Raw genomic sequence first — 21,508 nt, 5'->3', positions numbered from 1 at the left:
TAAAGGACTTTGAAACCTGCCAGAATGGAGTCTCTCAGGTATTCCACTTCTGTGTTACATCGATTTAAAAGGCAACAACCATTTCTACATCAATGTGCCTTGAATTGAAAAACCTGAGAGACTCTGAGCTGACCAGATATTTAATGAGATTGGTATAACTATTCGATACAGTTATTTCATTACATTAATGTAAATTCTCCATCAACATAAAGTACTTAATTATTAACTCCGAGTTAAAGATATTTGACATCTCTTTTCCTGTCGATATAATTGTTAAGTTAAATATTTTTTACATAAAGTTGATTGGAGTTAACATGGTAGATAAGCATAAAGTACATCAATGGTTACAAGAAACCAGTTTTCGAGAGCTAATGTTATCGGTTGATTTTCTAATCACAGGTTATATTTTTTATCTTTATATTAGTCAGTTAGTGAGTGCGTCGCCGGAGCAATTAGCCTCTATTGAATGGTTATCGACCTTGTTATTGCAAATTATTATTTACTCCATTGTATTGATGGTAGTGAGTTATATATTACTGGCCCTGATCAGTGATGATGAATTGTCGCAACCGATGGATGTCAGAGAGAAACAAATTAATTTGGTAGGGTATAAGTATGCCGCTATCATTTTGCAAGTTGGGGTGGTTTTTGCCATGGTTCAATACAATATTGATGCTCAAAGTTTTGCTCTTATGCCGCAATATGTTCCGCATTTGCCGCTGCATATATTATTGGTGGCATTTTTATTGGCAGAACTGGCCTATTATGGTGTGCAGTTGTACAAGGGGAGAACCGGTGATATTTATGAGTAACCTTGATGACAGTAAAATAGGTATTTCAAATTCTATCCGTACTTTACGCTTTTTACATAATGAAATGACCCAAAAACAGCTCGCGGAACAAATTGGCGTGACACGTCAAACTGTGATGGCAATAGAGTCAAATAAATACTCTCCAACTCTTGAGGTGGCGTTTAAAATTGCTGAGGTGTTTAACTTACCGTTGGATAAGGTTTTCACTTATCGTCCAGATAAATAACCTCTACTCGTTATGCGTGTAAAATGCATGAGCAAGTTCGATAGTGATTACTCATTAAACTAGTGCAAGTTTCTGGATACTTGGCGGTTATCAAGTCACCTTTGTTATGCTATTTATGTTGTGCTATTTGTATCATCGGTTTTTATCGGTAGTTCGCAATATAGAAAACATAAACTTGGTCCATCGAAATAAGGACTTTAGATTGAGATTGTTTATCTTTCTAAAGCATTAATCTTTGCATTCGAGCCCTGCACAGACAATAATCGCACTGCTTTGGCGTTTCCGTATTTTCGTTTGCAGAACACAAGACGGTTTCACCAATGACATTACAATGAGTTTAGCTATGAAGGTATTGGCAATTTATGAAATTTAGCCCTTTGGTCGATGAATTAATTCAATCTTTACGTGCTTTGCCTGGAGTCGGTCCTAAGTCTGCACAGCGTATGGCATTTCAATTACTTGAGCGTAAACGTAAAGTGGGTCTTAAACTTGCTGATTCATTGCAAAAAGCCATGTCTGAAGTGGGACATTGTCAGAGTTGTCGTACGTTTACCGAACAAGATTTATGCCCGATATGCAGTAGTCATCGTCGTATTAATACAGGGATTATATGTGTGGTTGAAACTCCCGCCGATGTGCTAGCTATTGAGGCTGGTGGCCATTTTAATGGTCGCTATTTTGTGTTGTTAGGGCACTTGTCGCCGTTAGATGGTGTAGGGCCTGAAGAGTTAGGGTTAGCGCTACTTGAACGCCATTTAATCTCTGATGAGGTTAGCGAACTTATTCTTGCAACTAACCCAACAGTTGAAGGTGATGCTACGGCGCATTTTATTGCCGATATGGCCAGAAGACACAATGTGGTGATTAGCCGTATTGCTCATGGGGTGCCTGTAGGCGGTGAGCTTGAATACGTTGATAGCACTACTTTAGCATTATCGTTTAATGGCCGCATTGCGCTGTAGTAAATCAATGTTTAGTGCCAATAAACTAAGGTTTGTTGGCATGTCTATTTCGGCCATGAGTTATTCGCTAAAGCGACCATGATGTGACAGATTTGCCTCATTTAGCATTAACTGATCATTTATTATTCAACAAGACGATCTTGACCCTTGAAAAAATCGTTATGTTCCCCCATCTCTTGGTTAACACAGATTTTTAAGGCGAGTAGAATTTTTAACTCGTTATCGTTTTAACGTAACACCAAGGGAAATACTCATGTCACAACAAGAAACTCATGGCTTTCAAACCGAAGTAAAACAACTTCTTCAATTGATGATCCACTCTCTGTATTCCAATAAAGAGATTTTCTTACGTGAGCTAGTCTCAAATGCAGCTGATGCCGCAGATAAATTACGCTATTTAGCCTTAACAGATGATGCTTTATATGAAGGTAATGGCGATTTACGCGTTCGTGTTAGTGCGGATAAAGAAAAGGGCACTGTCACCATTTCTGATAATGGTATTGGTATGACACGAGATAGCGTTATCGAACATTTAGGGACAATCGCCAAATCTGGCACTAAAGAATTTTTTAGCAACCTTTCTGGCGAAGCGTCAAAAGACTCTCAATTAATTGGCCAGTTTGGGGTAGGTTTTTATTCTGCATTTATCGTCGCCAAAAAAGTGACCGTACGTACCCGTGCAGCAGGCCATCCTGCTAACGAAGGGGTGTTGTGGGAGTCAGAAGGCGAAGGGTCGTTTAATGTAGAAAGTATTACTAAAAATGAACGCGGTACTGAAATCACTTTACAACTACGCGATGATGAACTCGAGTTTGCTGATGATTACCGTCTACGTTCAATTATCACTAAGTATTCTGATCATATCTCTGTTCCTGTACAAATGTGGAATGAAGGCACGCCTGAATCTGAAGGTCCAGATGGCGATAAAATTGCTGCGACCGAAGGTGAGTGGAAAGTGATGAACAAAGCGACAGCGCTTTGGACTCGTAATAAGTCAGATATCACTGAAGAAGAATACCAAGAGTTTTATAAGCACATTTCTCACGATTACAGTGATGCATTAAAATGGTCTCACAACCGGGTGGAAGGCAAACAAGAATATACCAGTTTGTTGTATATTCCAGCCAAAGCGCCATGGGATATGTGGAATCGTGATCATAAACATGGCCTGAAACTGTTTGTTCAACGTGTCTTTATTATGGATGATGCCGAACAGTTTTTACCGACATACTTACGCTTTGTACGTGGATTGATTGATTCAAACGATTTGCCATTAAACGTATCTCGTGAAATTTTACAAGATAACCAAGTAACAACAGCCATGCGCGTTGGGATCACCAAGCGAGTTTTGGGCATGCTTGAAAAGTTGGCTAAAGATGAGCCAGAACAATATCAATCATTCTGGGCAGAGTTTGGTCAAGTCTTGAAAGAAGGTCCGGCAGAAGACTTTGCTAACAAAGAACGTATTGCAGGTCTATTACGTTTTGCCTCTACTCATGATAATTCCGCCGCAACCACAGTGTCGTTAGAAGATTACATTGGACGCATGAAAGAAGGTCAAGACAAGATATATTATATTGTGGCCGACAGTCATGATGCCGCTGCTAACAGCCCTCATCTTGAACTACTGCGCAAAAAAGGCATTGAAGTATTACTAATGTCAGAGCGAATCGATGAATGGTTAGTGAACCACTTAACTGAATTTAAAGGCAAGAAGTTACATTCTGTTACCCGTGGCGATTTAGAATTAGGTGAGCTAGAAGATGCGGCTGATAAAGAAGCTCATGACAAAGTTGCTGAAGAATCGAAAGCACTTGTTGAACGTGTGAAAGCCGCGCTTGCAGATAGTGTTTCAGAGGTTCGTGTGACATCTCGTTTAACTGACACACCAGCATGTGTGGTAGCGGGTGAAGGTGAAATGTCGACTCAAATGATAAAACTGATGCAAGCTGCTGGCCAGCCTGTGCCTGAATCAAAGCCAACATTTGAGATTAATCCAACCCATCCTTTGGTTGAACATCTCAATAACGAAACCGATGAGCAATTATTTGCTGATTGGGCTCACTTGTTATTACAACAAGCGTTGTTATCTGAAAAAGGCAGTTTGGCAGATCCATCAGCGTTTATTAAGCTGACGAATCAAATGCTAATGGCGAGTGTAAAATAAGCTCGATTAAAGCCATAAAAGCGGACTATCTGTCCGCTTTTGTTTTTGTTTCGCTGTGGAGGAAATATGGATTACCTTATTGATCTTACTAAAGATAATATTCAACAAGTTGTTGATACCTCAATGCAAAAAGTAGTGGTATTGGCATTTTGGTCTCAGCAACAACCACAAAGCGTACAGATGTTACAAACGCTGGAACAGTTAACAACGGCCCAAGCTGGGCGCTTTATTCTGGCCAAAGTGAATTGTGAAACAGAGTTAGAAATTGCAAATTATTTTCAAATTCAAGATTTGCCGACCACATTAATTCTAGATAAAGGTCGACCAATTGACGGTTTTGCTGGTTTGCAAAGCCAAGAGCAAGTGAGTGATTTACTTGATAAGCATTTGCCGCCGATATGGATACAAGCATTTGATGAAGTTAAACAACAGCTAGCACAAGGCGAGTTATCTTCTGAAGATTTAAGCAATATGGCGGTTCGATTAAAGGCGATATACTCCGATGCTCAACAGGCTCCTGAAGTGGCATTAGTGATGAGTGATGTTGCATTACAGCAAGGTTTATTAGCCGATGCAAAAAGCCTGTTAATGGGGGTTGGGTTAGCCGATCAAGACAGTTATTACCATAATTTAATGGCTAAATTAGCCCTTGCAGAAGATGCTGCCGATACTCCAGAAATTCGTCAACTACAACAAAATGTTGCCGAACATCCAGATGATTTAGATGCGAGATTAATGTTGGCTAAAGCACTTAATATTGCGCATCGTAACGAAGAATCACTTGAGTTATTGTTCACTATTTTACAAAAAGACATGAACGCGTTAGACGGTAAAGTTAAACAAGTCTTCATGGAAATTTTGACTGCGATAGGCCAAGGCAACGCGCTAGCGAATCAATATCGCCGTAAATTATATACTTTACTGTATTAAACAAATTGAAGCCTTTTTGTTACAGCCCTTATTAGATTTAGGTCTAATGTCATAACAAAAGCGCTATTAAAAGAGTGGCAGATGTGCGAAAATCGCCGCCCTAAAAAGAACATAAACTTAAAAGAGGACTTTTGAGATGCGCATTATTTTATTGGGTGCACCTGGTGCCGGTAAAGGTACCCAAGCACAGTTCATCATGGAACAGTATGGTATCCCACAAATCTCAACCGGTGATATGTTACGTGCAGCCGTTAAAGCTGGCACCCCATTAGGTTTAGAAGCTAAGAAAGTAATGGATGCAGGTCAATTAGTTTCTGACGATCTTATCATTGGGTTAGTTAAAGAGCGTATTGCACAAGATGATTGCGTTAAAGGTTTCTTACTTGACGGTTTCCCTCGCACAATTCCTCAAGCAGATGCAATGGCTGAAAATGGTATTGAGATCGACCATGTTATCGAAATAGATGTACCAGACGAAGAAATCGTTAAGCGTATGAGTGGACGTCGAGTCCACGCCGGTTCTGGTCGTGTCTATCACGTTGTTTTCAATCCACCTAAAGTGGAAGGTAAAGACGATGTTACGGGTGAAGAGTTATCTATCCGTCCTGATGACGAAGAAAGTACAGTACGCAAACGCTTGGGTATCTACCATGAGCAAACTAAGCCGTTAGTTGATTATTATGGCAAAGTGGCTGCAGAAGGCCGTACTCAGTACAATAAGTTCGACGGCACTCAGTCTGTTGCCAAAGTGAGCGATCAACTCGCAAACGTATTGAAATAATCAGTTAAATCAATGTACATAAAAAGCCTGCTCAAGCAGGCTTTTTTATATGTCATTTCTCTACAAGGATTACACAAAGATGTGATTATGTGTGTTGTGATAATAACTTTTCCCTTTGTTAACCTTCATTAAAGCACAACGTCATGATAAACAATCTAGAGAAATTTATTGTGCAACCCCCATAAAAGCAATAAAAGTAATATAAAACTAGCGCTTTTGTGTGATAAAATCTGCCGCCTTTTTCACAGAGGGCGGCGTTCAACGTTGGATGTCGTCAAAGGTAATTAATTTCACACTTGCATGGATGCTAAGCTATGAGAGCCCAATATGAAGTTTCCTGGTCAACGTAAGTCTAAACACTATTTTCCTGTAAACAGCCGTGATCCGCTATTGGCTCAACTAACACAGCAGCCGCAACCCTTTTCTACTTATATTTGTGGTATCGACCAGACTTTAGTGGATATAGAAGCAAAAGTAGACGATGAATTACTTGAGCGCTATGGGTTACCTAAAGGCAACTCTACTCTCATAAACGACGAACAAGCCCATAACCTATATCTTGAGCTTAAATCCAATGAGTTGATCAGTGATGAGTTTGCTGGAGGTACCATTGGTAATACCGTGCACAATTATTCTATTTTAGCGGATGACCGCTCCGTTCTGTTTGGGGTAATGAGTCAACATATTATGGTTGGTAGCTATGCATACCGCTATTTATGTCATACATCTTCAAAAGTTGACCTTAACTTTTTACAACCTGTCGATGGCCCTATTGGGCGCTGTTTTACACTTATCTCTGATTGTGGTGAGCGGACATTTGCGATTAGCAAAGGGGCTATGGATAAGCTTACACCAGAGTATATAGACAAAGAGGTGGTTCAGGGTAGCTCTGCATTGGTGTTAACGGCTTACTTGATGCGTGCTAATGAAGGCGATGGCATCACTGACGCTGCGATGACGGCTATTCAATACGCAAAAGACGCTGATGTTCCTGTAGTGTTAACTTTAGGTACACGTTTTCTGATTCAAGAAGATCCACAATGGTGGCAAAATTTTATTAATGAACATGTGACTATCTTAGCCATGAATGAAGACGAAGGTGAGGCTTTAACAGGCTTTAAAGATCCTTTACTTGCCAGTGAAGCAGCCCTGGAATGGTGTGACATGGTGTTAACGACAGCGGGTGCAATAGGGCTTTATACTGCTGGTTATACTGAAGATGCAGAAAAGCGTGAAACCAGCCATACGCTATTACCAGGTGCGATCCCTGAATTTAATCGTTATGAGTTTTCCCGCCCTAAATTACAAGTAGATTGTGATACACCGATAAAAGTTTATGCTCATATTGCGCCTTATATGGGAGGGCCAGAATTAATCCGCAACACCAATGGTGCTGGTGATGGTGCCTTGTCTGCGTTGCTGCATGATTTATCTGCTAATACGTTTCATAAAACCAATGTGCCGGGATCAAGTAAACATAAACGTGATGGGCTATGTTATTCGTCGTTTTCACAAGTTTGTAAATATGCCAATCGTGTTGCATATGAGGTATTAGCTCAGCATAGCCCACGTTTGTCTCGCGGTTTGCCTGAGCGTGAAGACAGTTTGGAAGAGTCTTATTGGGAACGTTGATCCATTATTGATAAAAATAAACGATAATGAAGTATCATTATCGTTTTTTTTTATGTGTGGATTTTTATAGAATGGACATCGAAGGTCAAAACATTAATCAGTAATCAGGAGCGTCACGTGAAAGGACAAATCTTAAGAGAGATGCATGTACTTAAGGCCATTGAGCCTGAATTTGAAGTTCAACGTCGTGTAGCTTTTATCAAAGCGAAATTAAAAGAAGCTCAGATCCGTACGTTAGTGCTCGGGATCAGTGGTGGAGTTGATTCATCTTTAGCGGGTCGTTTGTGTCAATTAGCTGTGGATTCTCTTAATCAAGAAATTGGTGGTTCCTCTTATCAATTTATAGCCGTGCGCTTACCTTATCAAATTCAAAAAGATGAAGATGAAGCACAAATGGCTTGCCAATTTATTAAACCTTCAAAACAAGTTACTGTGAATGTCGCTGATGGTGTTATTGGTGTGCATCATGCAACTTTAACCGGGTTAGCTGAAGCTAATGTTGTGCTGCCAGACGAAAACAAAGTCGATTTTGTTAAAGGTAATGTTAAAGCAAGAATGCGAATGATTGCTCAATACAACATTGCTGGGTTAATGGGGGGATTAGTGATTGGCACCGATCATAGTGCGGAAAATATTACCGGATTTTATACTAAATGGGGCGATGGCGCATGTGATTTAGCGCCATTGTTTGGGTTGAATAAGCGCCAAGTTCGTCAGTTAGCTGCTTATTTAGGTGCCCCTGACATTTTAGTCAAAAAAGCCCCAACTGCAGATTTAGAAGATAACAAACCGCAACTTGCAGATGAAGTGGCCTTGGGGCTGACGTATGATCAAATTGATGATTTCTTAGAAGGTAAAGATGTTGCACAATCAGTTGAAGATAAGCTAATTAGTATCTATAAGCGCACTCAACATAAACGTCAACCGATCCCAACCATTTACGATTAATTTGTCACCTCTTTGTTGCAGCGATATGTTGTCGGGTAAGTTCAATAAGTGTGTTGGAAAATTGCCGATAATCTAAATATGGTGTCAGCATCGTCATATGCTGATACTGTATTTTTTGTTTTTCATCCAAGGCGTTGTACTGTTGCGACCGTGTTATATTCAACCTAGATTGGGTTTCGTTACCACACACTAAATGCCAACATCTGGTCTTAGTACTAAGTGTAAAATCGGTAGGGGTAACAACATGTGGTTTTACAATACGTAACTGGCAGCGTAAGCGCGTTATTTTGATCTTAGTTTCAACATGCTTGTGAGTAACTGATTGTTGAAGTTCATTGGCCTCACTTAATAAATTGTCACGGATCAGCTTCCAATATTTCCCCTTATAAGCATTAATATCATGCTCTATGCAGCAGAGTTTTGCCATAATAGTCACGATTTTACGCCAGTGATTTCCATTTAGGGCAACCAGTTGAGCGATAGCATCAATGTCTGTTGCTTGCCAGTGCTCCGGCAGGTTAGGTGCTGTAGGTAAATAAAAGATGATATCAGGATTAATCGCTCCCCATATATGGCTATATAAATTAGATGACATGTTCTTTCCAATCTTGTTAAGGCGCGCAATTTACACTAGGGTCTGTTTATTTTTCATGGTAAAAATGTGTTCGGTATAAGCGATTTTGTAGCACAAGAAGCAGAGTGTTCTTCTATGCTGATAAAGAATAAAATGACCTAACCCGCTGAGTAACATTTGTGGTCTCTTGTTATTGCAATATCACTTACTTAGGCAGAAGAACAATATGCCATAAGCTCTACTTCAGATAATATTGCCACACACTGATGCAAAGAATTTTTTTAAATAGCAACAGGCTCTAGGCATTTTTACGGTAAATTTTCACGGTAAATATTAATCTATATTACCGTTCTTTAGGTATTTATTTTTAAAGGTCTATGATGCGTGCAATTGTGATAGGGTCGACAAAGCATTTTTTATTTGCTGCTTTATATGGTGCTTTTGGTATTGCTATAGCGTTACTTATTACAGCTGTATGGCTGCTTAATGATCGACCTAGTTTATCGTTGTGGCATACAACACATCTTAAGTCTGAATACCATCAACAGTCAGGTTTTACTCAATTTAGCCAATATTTACAATTAGAAGATAGGCTGTTTGCCGAAGTTGAGCAGCAAGTTTATCGTCAATACCAACCTAAAATCGCTTCACCTATGAATCGATATGAACGTAATAGTTTATCTGATCCAGGACTATGGCAACAGAATTGGAATCGTTCATTTGAATGGCCAAGCCCACAAGCAGAATTTGGTTTATTATTGCTTCACGGCATGTCTGACTCTCCTTATATGATGTCGCATATCGCGCAGCATTATCAACATCAAGCACATGTGTTAGGACTGCGTTTACCTGGACATGGCACTATTCCTTCTGGTTTAACCGATATTACTTGGCCAGATCTTGCTGGGGCGGTATCTCTTGCTGTGACACATTTATCCGCACAGCTGCCAGGAAAGCCAATTTATGTAGTCGGTTTCTCAACTGGGGCAGCTTTAGCATTAAATCATGAACTCGAAAACTTGAGCTTAGATAAGCCTACGAGCTTTAATGGTATTATCATGCTATCACCTGCCATTGGTTTAGATCCGATTGCGGCTGGCGCATATTGGCAAGCAAAATTGGGTAGAGTACTTGGGCAAGAAAAGTTGTATTGGAACAGTATTCAAACTGAGTATGACCCTTTCAAATATCAATCTTTTGCTGTAAATGCTGGCGATGTTGTGTATCAATTAACTCAGCGAAATCAGATATTGTTAAACTCATTATCGCCACAACAAATTAATGCTATGCCTTCAATATTAACATTTCAGTCGGTGGTTGATGATACGGTATCGTCGCTGGCAGTAGTTGAGTGGTTATATCAAAGGTTGCCAGTAAACAAAGGACATCAGCTGGTATTATTTGATGTGAATCGAACACGGAATAATAATCAACTATTATTTCAAGATCCACTGGCCCCTTTTGCCCCCTTTTTGTTACCAACGTTGTTGCCTTATCGTTTAAGTTTAGTTGAGAATGATCCGCAACATGATAGCCATGTTCAAGTGCGAGAATTAGCTGATAAGTCGAAGGTTAATGATGTACTCGCGTTAAGTTTGACTTGGCCAAATGATGTGTATTCTTTATCGCACGTGGCGTTGAACTTTCCGATTGAAGATCCTCTTTATGGTCCTTTTCTCGCTGATAAATCTGATAAAATTCAGATAGGCAGAGCGATTTATCAAGGTGAACGCGGCATTTACAGTATTAAATCTGCGGATATGTTACGTCAGAAATGGAATCCATTTTATCCTTACATGATGACTCGAATTGATGAATTTACTCAGCAGCATTAATCAGAGTTAACAAAAGGATAAAAGAATGAATGTTTATTCACTGATAATATCTATTATTGTGCGGTTACGTCCCTGCTGTTTTGCCAAATAAAGATTATCATCCGCAACTTTAATCCATTTATCGAGTTGTACTTCATAGTCAGCATCAGCCGTAATTGCGCCAATACTCCCCGTCACGCTGAATGATTGCTTGTTTTCTGGAGAGATGATCTCAAGTTGCGATAATGCTTCTCTGAAACCATTTAGGTGGTGCTCTATATGGGATGCGTTAGATAAGGGGAGAACAAGTAGGAACTCTTCACCGCCGTAACGAGCGACAATATCAATGTCTCGCTTAAAATATTTTTGCAGTAATTGAGAGACATTACGCAAACATTCATCTCCAGCCAAATGACCATAATTATCATTAATTTGTTTGAAAAAATCTAAATCAAGCAAGACTACGGTAATGATTTGTTCACTGCGTAAACAAAAATCGACTAACTCGCCAAATTTTCGTTCAGCGTAACGGCGATTATATAAGCCCGTTAATGAATCTCGGTCAACCAGTTCGGTGAGTTTTTTATTGGCACTTTCTAATTCTGCAGTCCGTTTGGCGACGGTGTCTTCCAGTTCTACCTGATGAGCTATCAATTGTTGTTTACTTGCTGCTAGCCGTTGATACAAACTAAAAACTTCTTTTGGTGAGTTTTCATCAATTGTCGAAGCCTTTCCTGCATCGGAATACGTTTGGCTGAATTGATTCGCGACAGCTTCCAATGGTGCAGTTAAGAGCGCACTGAGCTTTCTTGAAATATAAAAAGTACCCAATAATGAAATCAATAACATGATAAAACTACTGAACATTTGTTTTTCGGCCATTTTCAACAACGGTGAGAATTCTTTTAAAATGTACACATTCCAGCCATTGTTTAATTCGTGGTGAGCATAAATATATTCAGGTACGATTGACCCCATTTTACGCATATTAATCATTTCAAGGTTAACACGGTAAACACCAGAGTTTACTCTGAAATTAAATTGAGCTAACGGTTTAAGACCAAGAGATGTCGAGGCATAAATAATTTGATTTTGCTCATCAACTATTACGATTGACTCATCTGCAGTGTATTCGTTTACTTGATCTATTTTTGCAAAATGGGTCAGATCAAATGACCCTTCGATGATCCCTGCGACTTGAGTATGTTGTTCATCCAGGTAAAACGGCGCACTCATGGCGATAATGGCATCATTGCCAAATCCACGCCCCTGAAAGACGGAAGATACGAAAAGGCGGTGGTTATAGAATGATTCAATAAAATAATTTCGATCTTTGATGTTGATACTTTGTTCTGAAAATGGCGGTGTCATTAGCCTTGATACTGGGCTTGCCGCCACAATATTAGCCATTGGGTTAGCAATTAACATACTAATAAAACCAGGATAACTTTGATGGACATTAGATAAAATGGCTTGCCATTGCTCAGGCGTATTAGCAACTAAACTTAGTTGATTCGCACTATTTTGGATAACCGTTTTATGATTATCGATATAATTCTGTGTTGTTGTTGATAAATGAGTAACTGATTCTGCCATGTTTTGTTTCAACATGGCTTGTTGACGTTCTAGAAAATAGTAATTAAAGGTTAGTGCTGTAAAGAGCAAAGTTAATGTCACCATTAAGGTGAAAAAGTAAGTCAGTTGCGAGCTTAATTGTCTACGATGGCGGTCTTTTACTTTGTCTTTTAAAAACCATAACTTTGGTATTGCTAAAATGAGTAGTGATGCAATGCTTGTGTAAATTAGGCCATTAATTCCTTGCTTTGAAATAATAAAGCCTAAATGAGATGGCGGAATATCCATTAAAAATATTGCATATAAATATACAAGAGGAGCACCAATTAATAACCAATATGCCGCATCTGCGTATAGGGCATAAATATCACGGCGTCGGGCATAGCCTAAAAACAGTGCTTCTAAACCAAAAAATAAGTACACATGGGGACTATCCCATAGCAACATTAAGCCGGTAGATGCCATCATTGCTGTTAAAAAAGCGTACCAAGGTCCTAACAAAACAGCTGCAATGACCGTTACTGTATTGCCTAATACAAATTGGACATTGGCAAAAAATGGGATCGGATAAAAATTAATGAGCAATCCAACGACGCCCAAAAGAATCGAGAATAAAAGGTGTTGTTGATTAATACGCGGCAACGTCAAGAAAATATCCTTATTATTTGTATTCTAAAAAGATTTACATCCATGTGGATACTTATCTCAGGAAATCGGAGATATTTCAACATTAGTGAATACTTTTTTGCTCGCATATTTTTCGTTTTATCTTTTGTGATGCAGATCTCAAACCTGTTAATGACTTAATCTTGTTCGACCTTGGTCTAACGTTCCAGAGTCAGCAAGACATTTCTTGTTTTTGTTGTTCATATAACGCATTGATTTATATTGTTTTGTTGTTTGTTTCTTAATATTTGTTAATGAAGTACGACTAAGGTCTTGATTGTGGTGCCTCCCTGAGTTGCTAGATTAACTATGACTTTAGAAAAAATAACTTATGGGGAGTCGCAATGAGTTTTGAAAATAACGATAAGGCAGCGGGTTACTGGCGTGAGAATTTACGTTTAGTACTTAGCTTGCTTGCAATTTGGGCTGCAGTATCCTTTGGCTGCGGTATTTTATTAGTTGATGTGTTAAACGAAATTACCTTTATGGGATTCAAACTGGGTTTCTGGTTTGCGCAGCAGGGTGCAATGTATGTATTCGTGGCGCTGATTTTTGTTTATGTAGCGAAAGCTAATGCATTAGACAAAAAATACAATGTTCAGGAAGACTAAGGAGCACTAAAAATGGATGTTCAAACACTAACATATTTAATTGTCGGCGCGACTTTTGCGCTGTACATCGGGATCGCCATTTGGTCTCGAGCGGGTTCAACTAAAGAGTTTTATGTTGCAGGTGGTGGCGTTCACCCTGTAATGAATGGTATGGCAACTGCGGCTGACTGGATGTCTGCAGCGTCATTTATTTCGTTGGCTGGTATTGTGTCTTTTACCGGTTATGATGGTTCAGTATATCTAATGGGCTGGACAGGCGGTTACGTGTTATTAGCCTTGTGTATGGCACCTTATTTACGCAAATTTGGTAAATTTACGGTTCCTGACTTTATTGGTGATCGTTATTACTCTCAAACTGCACGTACTGTTGCTGTTATTTGTGCAATCTTTATCTGCTTTACCTACATTGCAGGCCAAATGCGTGGTGTTGGCGTAGTGTTCTCACGCTTCTTAGAAGTTGACGTAGAAACCGGTGTGTATATCGGTATGGCGGTAGTGTTCTTTTATGCTGTTTTAGGCGGTATGAAAGGGATTACCTACACTCAGGTAGCGCAGTATTGCGTACTTATTTTTGCCTTTATGGTACCAGCCATCTTTATTTCAGTAATGATGACAGGTCATATTTTACCGCAAATCGGTTTTGGGGCGGAGATGATTGATGCAGCAGGCAATGGTACGGGAGTGTACTTACTTGATAAGCTTGATGGATTATCGGCAGAACTCGGGTTCTCCCAATATACCGAAGGCTCTAAATCAATGATCGATGTATTCTTTATTACTGGTGCATTAATGTTTGGTACTGCGGGCTTACCGCATGTAATTGTACGTTTCTTTACGGTTCCTAAAGTTAAAGATGCGCGCGTATCAGCAGGTTGGGCATTAGTGTTTATCGCTATTATGTATACCACTATTCCAGCATTGTCTGCATTCTCTCGCGTTAATATGATTGAAACCATCAATGGACCAGAATCAACGGGTGTTCCTTATGAAACTGCGCCAACATGGATTAAAAACTGGGAGAAAACGGGTTTAATCAAGTGGGATGATAAGAACAACGATGGCAACATTTTCTACACCAGTGGTGAAAAAAATGAAATGCACATTGACCGAGATATTATGGTTTTGGCTACGCCTGAAATTGCAGACCTTCCTGCATGGGTGATTGCATTAGTTGCTGCGGGTGGTTTAGCCGCTGCATTGTCAACATCTGCGGGTTTACTGTTGGTTATTTCAACGTCCGTGTCGCATGATTTACTCAAGAAAAATCTTATGCCGGATATCTCGGACAAGAAAGAGTTAATGTATGCGCGAATAGCCGCTGCCTTTGGGGTTGTTATGGCCGGTTACTTTGGTATTAATCCTCCAGGTTTCGTTGCGGCGGTTGTCGCTATTGCATTTGGTCTCGCAGCAGCGTCATTATTCCCAGCTATTATCATGGGTATTTTCTCTAAAACCATGAATAAAGAAGGTGCGATTGCTGGTATGGTGATTGGGTTATTATTTACTGCAACTTATATTGCTTACTTCAAATTCATCAATCCTGCAGCCAACTCAGCTGAAAACTGGTTCTTTGGTATCTCACCAGAAGGTATTGGTATGGTGGGAATGATGGTTAACTTTGGTGTTGCTTTTGCTGTCAGTAAAGTCACCGCTAAAATTCCTGACGAAATAGTCGCAATGGTTGAGTCGATTCGTTTCCCTAAAGGATCGGGTGAAGCACACGATCACTAATCGGTTTAAATAACATTGTTTACAAAGAGCGCTTCGGCGCTCTTTTTGTTGGTCTTTAGTCCTATAGCAGTAAACAGAAATGCTTTGCTATAGTGATATTGTTCGCCCATGCATAATAGGGAAATGTTTAATGGATGCCAGTGAATTACAACCAGTAGAGCAGTTTTTAACCGCTCACTCACCTTTTGACACGCTACCTAAAGATACCATTCAATATTGTGCAAAAATGATGAGCATCGGCTATTACAGTAAAGCTTCAGCATTTGTTGAGTTCGATACAGATAACCCTAAGCTGTACATTGTTCGTAGCGGTGCATTTGAGGTGCGCGATCCGGAAGGTATATTGGTTGACCGTGTAGGCGAAGGTGAGTGCTTTGGTTTTTCAACCTTATTGTCGGGTGAGAAAGTGGTTAATAAAGTAGCTATTCTCGAGGATGGTTTGGTTTATCATTTACCACAATCAGTATTTGCCAAATTACGTTCTGATCACCGGCCCTTTGACCAATTTTTTACTCGTGCTTTTGCGAAACGTCTACGTAATGAAGCTAAATTTACTAGCAAGGATTTGACGACTACGAGTCGTATTACTTCTATTATGTCATCAAGCCCCATCACCATCGACGCTAAAGCCAGTGTTATGGATGCGGCCAAATTGATGCGTGAACACCGAGTATCATCTGTCATTGTCATCGACAACCAAAAATTAACCGGCATTTTAACTGATCGAGATTTACGCAATCGGATTATCGCAGAAGGCTTAAATACCCATACGTTGGTGAGTCAAGCTATGACAATGAATCCGGTGACAACACATGTCAATGCGCTAGTGTTTGAGGCAATGCTGGCAATGAGTGAGCATAATATTCACCATTTACCTGTTGTTGATGGTAGCCAAGCGTTAGGGATGATTACGAGCACCGATATATTGCGCTCACAAAGCTCTCAGCCCTTACTTCTCATTGGTGAAATAGGGCGTCAAGGCAGCATAGAAAAGCTTATTCAAGTGAGCAAGCAAATTCCGTTATTATTACAAAATTTAATCAGTGCCGATGCCAGAGCGGAAGAAATTGGCAGGGTATTAACATCGGTAACCGATGCACTAACGCGTCGACTTATTGAATTAAATCAACAGATTTTAGGTCAAGCTCCGATGGCGTTTTGTTGGTTGGCTTTCGGTTCTCAAGGCCGTCAAGATCAGGTTGCTTGTTCTGATCAAGATAATGGTTTATTACTGGCGAACGAACCAGATGAACGCGCAGCATCTTATTTTGAAGCGTTAACAAAAGCGGTATGTAAAGGGCTTGATGAGTGCGGTTATATTTATTGTCCCGGCGACATTATGGCGCAAAATCCCAAATGGCGATTGTCGCTGATAAAGTGGAAAGGGCTTTTTTCACAATGGGTGAATGCACCAGAACCAAAAGCGTTAATGCATGCCAGTATCTTTTTTGATATGCGCCCAGTGTTTGGTCCTATGAGTTTATTTACCGAGTTACAAGATTCGGTATTAGCGTCAACACAAGGTAATGACATTTTTCTTGCTGGGATGGCCGGGAATTCGCTGACAGAAGCACCACCGTTGGGTTTTTTTAGAAAATTTGTGCTTGAACGCGATGGTAGTGAAGTTAAGGGCATGGATTTAAAACACAAGGGAAGTGCATTAATTAATGATATTGCCAGAGTGTATGCATTAAGTGCAGGCATCGCAGAGGTGAATACAGCAAAGCGGATCAGAGCGTTAATGGACGCTAATATTATTAATCGTAAAGATGCTCTTAACTTGGCGGATGCTCATGAGTTTATTGCGCATATGCGGTTAGCAAATCAAGGCTATCAGGCAACGAATAACTTACCGGTAAATAATTATCTAAAACCACAACATTTGTCTTCATTAATGCGCCATCAACTTCGTGATGCATTTAAAGTGGTGCATGATGCTCAAGCTGGAATAAAGCTTAAGTTTATGAGGAGTTTTTAGTGAGCCAGTTTTGGTGGATAAAAGCCATGTTGTGGCGTAAAAAGTTGACCACATTACCTTCGTTACTGAATACATATTTAGAAGCAATCAAGCCAGCGTTGTCAAAACCATTTCTCGATGCACCATTGATGGCGATTGATCTAGAAATGACCGGATTAGATCCTATGCATGACCAAGTTATTAGTATTGGTATTGTGCCAATTATCAACGGGCTTATTCCGCTTGAAAAAGCACAACATATGATGATTGCCATTAGTGGCAGCGTGGGGGATAGTGCAACGGTTCACGGTATAGTGGATAACCAATTACATATGGCATTAACGTTAGAAGAGGCAATTGATTGGTTTTTATCAAAAACTAAAGGTTATATTTTGGTGGCTCATCATGCACCCTTAGACATACAGTTTATTCAACAGCAGTTAATACGCTGCTTTGGTCAATCTATTCCGTTGGTATTTATTGATACGCTAGCAATAGAAAAGAAACGTTGTTTAATGCAACAGCCTGTATTAAAAGAAGGCTCACTGCGCTTGAATGCGAGTCGCGAACGTTACCATTTACCTGTTTATTCTGCCCATAATGCACTGGTTGATGCATTATCTTGTGCAGAGTTACTGTTGGCTCAAGTAGCGGCGATGGGCGATATTAAAAAGTTATATGTTAAAGACTTAATTAACGTGTCGGCTTAGAAAATAGATAAGCCAGTCTTAAAGACTGGCTTATCTATTGGATGCTAAAGTAAAATTATTCTGCGGTGCTAACTTTATTTAAAAAATAATCAACCGCAGGTTTAATCAATTCAAGTGCGCTTTTATCGCAAGGCGGTAACTCGGCATCACAGGTATTAATTGGCGTGGTGCGTTCACCCCATTTTAGCAGTAAGGCTGCTGAGGTTAATCCTGCCCCAAATGCGCACGACAGAATCGTTTGATTGGATTCAATTCTTCCTTGGGACAACGCATCACAAATCGCAATAGGAATAGTGGCTGCAGATGTATTGCCGTAATCAGCAATATTAACAAAAGCTTTTTCTTTAGGGATTTTCATTCGGCTAACGAGAGTATCAATGATACGTTCGTTTGCTTGATGTGGGATCACAAAGTCGACATCATCAATATGGACGCCACATTTATCTAATACCTTATTGCTCAAATTTCCCATGCCATGAATCGCACGTTTAAACACATCTTGACCATTAATATGGATGTAAAAATCAAATGAGTCACTATCAAATCTATCCATCTGGGTGCCAAAGTTAGACTTTAGAATATCGCGACCTTCAGGATCGTTATTCAACTCATAACCTAATACCCCACCAGGTTGGTCACTGGCTTCAAGTACAACTGCGCCAGCCCCGTCACCAAAAAGGACTGCAGTTTCACGACGAGACCAATCTAGATAAAAAGATAACCGTTCAGCGCCAATGATGAGAATTTTTTTTCCTTGACCAGATTTGATCATAGAACTGGCCAAACCTACGCCATACAAAAAACCACTGCATGCTGCATTAATATCAAATGCACCACATGTCGCACCAATATTAGCCTGCACGGTTGATGCAATATTGGGGATTAACGTATCTGGGCTGGCTGTTGCTAAAATAATTAAATCTAATTCGCTGCCATCAATACCTGCCGCAGCAAGTGCATGCTTTGCTGCAACCGATGCCATTTCAGACGTATTAACATGGCTAATGTTACGCTTACTGATCCCCGTACGAGTTTTAATCCATTCATCTGTCGTATCCATGAATGTGGCTAAATCGTCATTGGTTAAGGTTGCGGGCGGAACAGACTTACCCCAACCGGTAATGTGTGCATACTGCATAAGAAATTCTCTCAATACGTTCAATAGTTAATTAAATTTATTTACGACATCGTTAATTTGATGTTACCTTTTTTGATAATAAATGCTTAAATCTTTTTGTTTAAGGTTTGTTTTGACTTAATTTTTTGAATTACTAGTTCCGTAATCGAAGCCGAGGCATGCAAGATATGCTCACTCAATAAAGTAGTGGCCTTTTCGACGTCACGATTTTTGCATAATTCTAGTAACACTCTATGTTCTCTTTCTGCGATAGGGATCCCGCCAGTAAATAACAATTGCAGGCGAATATAGCGATCGCAATTGGTGTTTAACCCATTCACCACTTCCATAGTATGGGGCCGATTAGCAGCTTGGTATAAACGAGTATGAAAGCGAGTGTTGAGCTCACTCCAACTTGCTACAGATTCTTTCAGTCTAAATGCTAATTCTAGCTTGCGTAAAATAGCTTCTGCTTCTACAAGATCTTCGTCGGTTAAATTAGGAATAGCTTTTGCTAATAAGTCGGACTCGATCATGGCACGTAACTCGAATAATTCAGTGACTTGTTCAACAGATAAAAGCGTTGCAGTAGCACCTTTATGGGGCTCAAAATTGATCAAACCTTCGGCTTCTAATTGTACTAAAGCCTCACGAACAGGAATGCGACTTACATTCAATTGCGCTGCAATAGCAGACTGCCTAAGTGGCTCTCCTCCTTGTATATCACCAGAAAGGATTTGTTCTCTTAGCGCTTCCACAACAAGTTGTGTGCGAGTTTTATGAATAATAGGAGGTATATTGCTCATGTATTCTATAATAATCTCTAATTTCTTCGAGCAAGGGTAACGCTTAGCTGCCGCTTTATAAAGTGAAACCTCTACAATTATGAAGATTTATCTCGTGAGAAGTCGTTCAATAAACAAATTTATAAAAAATAGCAGATTGTCTGGCACCAAATTCATCTCAATGGGATAATCAGTGTAGAAGAGTGTTTAAGGAGTATTAGGTTGAATAAAGCAGTATTTCTCGATCGTGATGGCGTGATCAACATAGATAATGGTTATGTTCATACTGTAGACGAGTTTGAATATATCGATGGTGTATTTGAAGCTTGTTTAGCGTTAAAGCAAATGGGTTACCTTTTAATTGTCGTGACTAACCAATCTGGTATTGCACGTGGTATGTACAGTGAAGAAGATTTCCACCATTTAACAGAATGGATGGATTGGAACTTTGCTGATAAAGGTGTCGAGCTGGATGGTATCTACTATTGCCCACATCATCCAGAAAAGGGCATAGGTGAATACAAAAAAGATTGTGATTGTAGAAAGCCAAAACCAGGTATGATATTAGATGCGGCAAATTTTTTAAAAATCGACATGAGTGAGTCAGTGATGGTTGGTGACAAAGCTGATGATATGCGAGCAGCAAAAGCTGCTGGTATTAATACTGCTATTTTGGTTCGTTCGGGTAAAATTGTCGATGAAACCGGAGTTGAACTTGCCACTACAGTTGTTGACAGTATTGCAGATGTTCCAAGACTATTAAGTAAATTGTTGCCTCTATAATCCCATCGCAATTTAAATGTTTTTATATCAACCTGTTCATATATGAGTCTTACCCACTTATATATGAACATCTTTCAGAGTTACATTAATATAAGTTTAGTGTCCTTATTTACCTCATTTTAACAAATCGCCAAATCTACGTTACAATATAGAGTAAATAAAAGCGCTATGGCCAGCCCATACAAGAAATAACTGAGTTAACATCATATTAACCTTGTTTCAGCCATTTTTTCACTTCAACAAGCTAAATTACCTAGTTAAGCTACGAATAGCCTCAGAATAAGCCTTAAAATAGTAGGGGAAATAAATTTGTTATTCACTGTTGTGTACAAAATCTGTCTATAAAGCCAGCATTAAATGCTGTAAATATGGCTTTAAGTTTAAATAGTGCGCAGTTGAGGCGTAATAATAATAAAATCACAATAAAGCCCTTGCGCTAAAAAAAGTTTTCCCTATAATACACCCCACTGACTCGGAACACGGCGTATAACGCTAGTTACCAAGTTCGCTCTTTAACAATTTATCAAGTAATCTGTGTGGACATTCACAGGTATTGAGTTATTCGAAATTGTCTTCTGTTCTTCGGAATGTAGGCAATCAAAAAATTTAACTCGATGATGAGAATGTTCATAGTAATATGACACTACAGCAATGTAGTGAATAACTCGTTAGCTCTTTGAGCGAAGCGAATTATGACAGTAGAATTCATTGAGCCGAAATATTCCTA

The 21,508-nt window shown here is 39.6% G+C and carries 18 protein-coding genes; 14 read left to right on the top strand and 4 right to left on the bottom strand.

All coding sequences use genetic code 11. From position 1 onward, the window contains the following. Positions 1 to 314: 314 nt before the first annotated feature. From ACWXWT_RS13655 to nadE, 8 genes are all read left to right on the top strand, one after another. Positions 315 to 812 carry a hypothetical protein gene (locus tag ACWXWT_RS13655; RefSeq protein ID WP_456042127.1) on the top strand — a complete coding sequence of 166 codons (498 nt, stop codon included), beginning with the start codon at positions 315 to 317 and terminating at the stop codon, positions 810 to 812. Then, a complete protein-coding gene (locus ACWXWT_RS13650; protein ID WP_456042126.1) occupies positions 805 to 1,038 on the top strand; it encodes a helix-turn-helix transcriptional regulator in 234 nt (77 codons plus the stop codon). Before ACWXWT_RS13655 ends, ACWXWT_RS13650 begins: the two co-directional genes overlap by 8 nt. Positions 1,039 to 1,400: 362 nt before the next feature. Continuing rightward, positions 1,401 to 2,000 carry a recombination mediator RecR gene (recR, locus tag ACWXWT_RS13645; RefSeq protein ID WP_456042125.1) on the top strand — a complete coding sequence of 200 codons (600 nt, stop codon included), beginning with the start codon at positions 1,401 to 1,403 and terminating at the stop codon, positions 1,998 to 2,000. A 253-nt stretch (positions 2,001 to 2,253) separates the two neighbouring features. Next, entirely contained in the window at positions 2,254 to 4,167 is a 1,914-nt protein-coding gene (gene htpG / locus ACWXWT_RS13640) for a molecular chaperone HtpG (RefSeq protein ID WP_456042124.1), read from the top strand. 66 nt (positions 4,168 to 4,233) lie between these two features. Then, a complete protein-coding gene (locus ACWXWT_RS13635) occupies positions 4,234 to 5,097 on the top strand; it encodes a co-chaperone YbbN (RefSeq protein ID WP_456042123.1) in 864 nt (287 codons plus the stop codon). A gap of 136 nt (positions 5,098 to 5,233) precedes the next feature. Then, positions 5,234 to 5,878, top strand: coding sequence for an adenylate kinase (gene adk / locus ACWXWT_RS13630; protein WP_456042122.1), 645 nt, complete (start codon positions 5,234 to 5,236; stop codon positions 5,876 to 5,878). Between the two features lie 327 nt (positions 5,879 to 6,205). Further along, on the top strand, positions 6,206 to 7,510 hold the full coding sequence (locus tag ACWXWT_RS13625) for an inosine/guanosine kinase (protein ID WP_456042121.1): 1,305 nt from the start codon (positions 6,206 to 6,208) through the stop codon (positions 7,508 to 7,510). Between the two features lie 117 nt (positions 7,511 to 7,627). Further along, a complete protein-coding gene (nadE, locus tag ACWXWT_RS13620; RefSeq protein ID WP_456042120.1) occupies positions 7,628 to 8,458 on the top strand; it encodes an ammonia-dependent NAD(+) synthetase in 831 nt (276 codons plus the stop codon). Positions 8,459 to 8,462: 4 nt separating this feature from the next. On the opposite strand, the gene ACWXWT_RS13615 is transcribed toward nadE, so the two are convergent. Beyond that, positions 8,463 to 9,053 carry a DUF6942 family protein gene (locus tag ACWXWT_RS13615; protein WP_456042119.1) on the bottom strand — a complete coding sequence of 197 codons (591 nt, stop codon included), beginning with the start codon at positions 9,051 to 9,053 and terminating at the stop codon, positions 8,463 to 8,465. A gap of 359 nt (positions 9,054 to 9,412) precedes the next feature. On the opposite strand from ACWXWT_RS13615, the gene ACWXWT_RS13610 reads away from it, so the two are divergent. Next, complete coding sequence (locus tag ACWXWT_RS13610) at positions 9,413 to 10,867, top strand: alpha/beta hydrolase (RefSeq protein ID WP_456042128.1); 1,455 nt, start codon at positions 9,413 to 9,415, stop codon at positions 10,865 to 10,867. A gap of 33 nt (positions 10,868 to 10,900) precedes the next feature. On the opposite strand, the gene ACWXWT_RS13605 is transcribed toward ACWXWT_RS13610, so the two are convergent. Beyond that, positions 10,901 to 13,069 (bottom strand): diguanylate cyclase, encoded by a 2,169-nt coding sequence (locus tag ACWXWT_RS13605; protein ID WP_456042118.1) that lies wholly within the window; start codon positions 13,067 to 13,069, stop codon positions 10,901 to 10,903. A 362-nt stretch (positions 13,070 to 13,431) separates the two neighbouring features. On the opposite strand from ACWXWT_RS13605, the gene ACWXWT_RS13600 reads away from it, so the two are divergent. The 4 genes from ACWXWT_RS13600 to ACWXWT_RS13585 all read left to right on the top strand — a co-directional run bounded on the left by ACWXWT_RS13600 (position 13,432) and on the right by ACWXWT_RS13585 (position 18,096). Continuing rightward, positions 13,432 to 13,698, top strand: coding sequence for a DUF4212 domain-containing protein (locus ACWXWT_RS13600; RefSeq protein WP_188921825.1), 267 nt, complete (start codon positions 13,432 to 13,434; stop codon positions 13,696 to 13,698). A 12-nt stretch (positions 13,699 to 13,710) separates the two neighbouring features. Then, entirely contained in the window at positions 13,711 to 15,429 is a 1,719-nt protein-coding gene (locus ACWXWT_RS13595) for a sodium:solute symporter family protein (protein ID WP_456042117.1), read from the top strand. Between the two features lie 130 nt (positions 15,430 to 15,559). Further along, entirely contained in the window at positions 15,560 to 17,407 is a 1,848-nt protein-coding gene (locus ACWXWT_RS13590; RefSeq protein WP_456042116.1) for a DUF294 nucleotidyltransferase-like domain-containing protein, read from the top strand. After that, entirely contained in the window at positions 17,407 to 18,096 is a 690-nt protein-coding gene (locus tag ACWXWT_RS13585) for an exonuclease domain-containing protein (protein ID WP_456042115.1), read from the top strand. The genes ACWXWT_RS13590 and ACWXWT_RS13585 overlap by 1 nt, the downstream gene beginning before the upstream one ends. 55 nt (positions 18,097 to 18,151) lie before the next feature. On the opposite strand, the gene ACWXWT_RS13580 is transcribed toward ACWXWT_RS13585, so the two are convergent. Further along, positions 18,152 to 19,234: a beta-ketoacyl-ACP synthase 3 gene (locus ACWXWT_RS13580; protein WP_456042114.1), complete on the bottom strand. Its 1,083-nt coding sequence runs from the start codon at positions 19,232 to 19,234 to the stop codon at positions 18,152 to 18,154. A gap of 86 nt (positions 19,235 to 19,320) precedes the next feature. Beyond that, positions 19,321 to 20,019: a GntR family transcriptional regulator gene (locus tag ACWXWT_RS13575; RefSeq protein WP_456042113.1), complete on the bottom strand. Its 699-nt coding sequence runs from the start codon at positions 20,017 to 20,019 to the stop codon at positions 19,321 to 19,323. A 201-nt stretch (positions 20,020 to 20,220) separates the two neighbouring features. Here ACWXWT_RS13575 and gmhB point away from each other — a divergent pair, with 201 nt between their 5' ends. Continuing rightward, positions 20,221 to 20,781, top strand: a complete 561-nt coding sequence (gmhB, locus tag ACWXWT_RS13570) for a D-glycero-beta-D-manno-heptose 1,7-bisphosphate 7-phosphatase (RefSeq protein WP_456042112.1) — start codon at positions 20,221 to 20,223, stop codon at positions 20,779 to 20,781. Positions 20,782 to 21,508 lie beyond the last annotated feature (727 nt).

The organism is Shewanella sp. A22, from assembly GCF_053850585.1.
This window is presented reverse-complemented; position numbering and strand designations above follow the sequence as displayed.

Coding starts and splice junctions, on each gene's coding strand:
- ACWXWT_RS13655 (WP_456042127.1), top strand. CDS start 315: ATGGTAGATAAGCATAAAGTACATCAATGGTTACAAGAAACCAGTTTT.
- ACWXWT_RS13650 (WP_456042126.1), top strand. CDS start 805: ATGAGTAACCTTGATGACAGTAAAATAGGTATTTCAAATTCTATCCGT.
- recR (WP_456042125.1), top strand. CDS start 1,401: ATGAAATTTAGCCCTTTGGTCGATGAATTAATTCAATCTTTACGTGCT.
- htpG (WP_456042124.1), top strand. CDS start 2,254: ATGTCACAACAAGAAACTCATGGCTTTCAAACCGAAGTAAAACAACTT.
- ACWXWT_RS13635 (WP_456042123.1), top strand. CDS start 4,234: ATGGATTACCTTATTGATCTTACTAAAGATAATATTCAACAAGTTGTT.
- adk (WP_456042122.1), top strand. CDS start 5,234: ATGCGCATTATTTTATTGGGTGCACCTGGTGCCGGTAAAGGTACCCAA.
- ACWXWT_RS13625 (WP_456042121.1), top strand. CDS start 6,206: ATGAAGTTTCCTGGTCAACGTAAGTCTAAACACTATTTTCCTGTAAAC.
- ACWXWT_RS13615 (WP_456042119.1), bottom strand. CDS start 9,053: ATGTCATCTAATTTATATAGCCATATATGGGGAGCGATTAATCCTGAT.
- ACWXWT_RS13610 (WP_456042128.1), top strand. CDS start 9,413: ATGCGTGCAATTGTGATAGGGTCGACAAAGCATTTTTTATTTGCTGCT.
- ACWXWT_RS13600 (WP_188921825.1), top strand. CDS start 13,432: ATGAGTTTTGAAAATAACGATAAGGCAGCGGGTTACTGGCGTGAGAAT.
- ACWXWT_RS13595 (WP_456042117.1), top strand. CDS start 13,711: ATGGATGTTCAAACACTAACATATTTAATTGTCGGCGCGACTTTTGCG.
- ACWXWT_RS13590 (WP_456042116.1), top strand. CDS start 15,560: ATGGATGCCAGTGAATTACAACCAGTAGAGCAGTTTTTAACCGCTCAC.
- ACWXWT_RS13580 (WP_456042114.1), bottom strand. CDS start 19,234: ATGCAGTATGCACACATTACCGGTTGGGGTAAGTCTGTTCCGCCCGCA.
- ACWXWT_RS13575 (WP_456042113.1), bottom strand. CDS start 20,019: ATGAGCAATATACCTCCTATTATTCATAAAACTCGCACACAACTTGTT.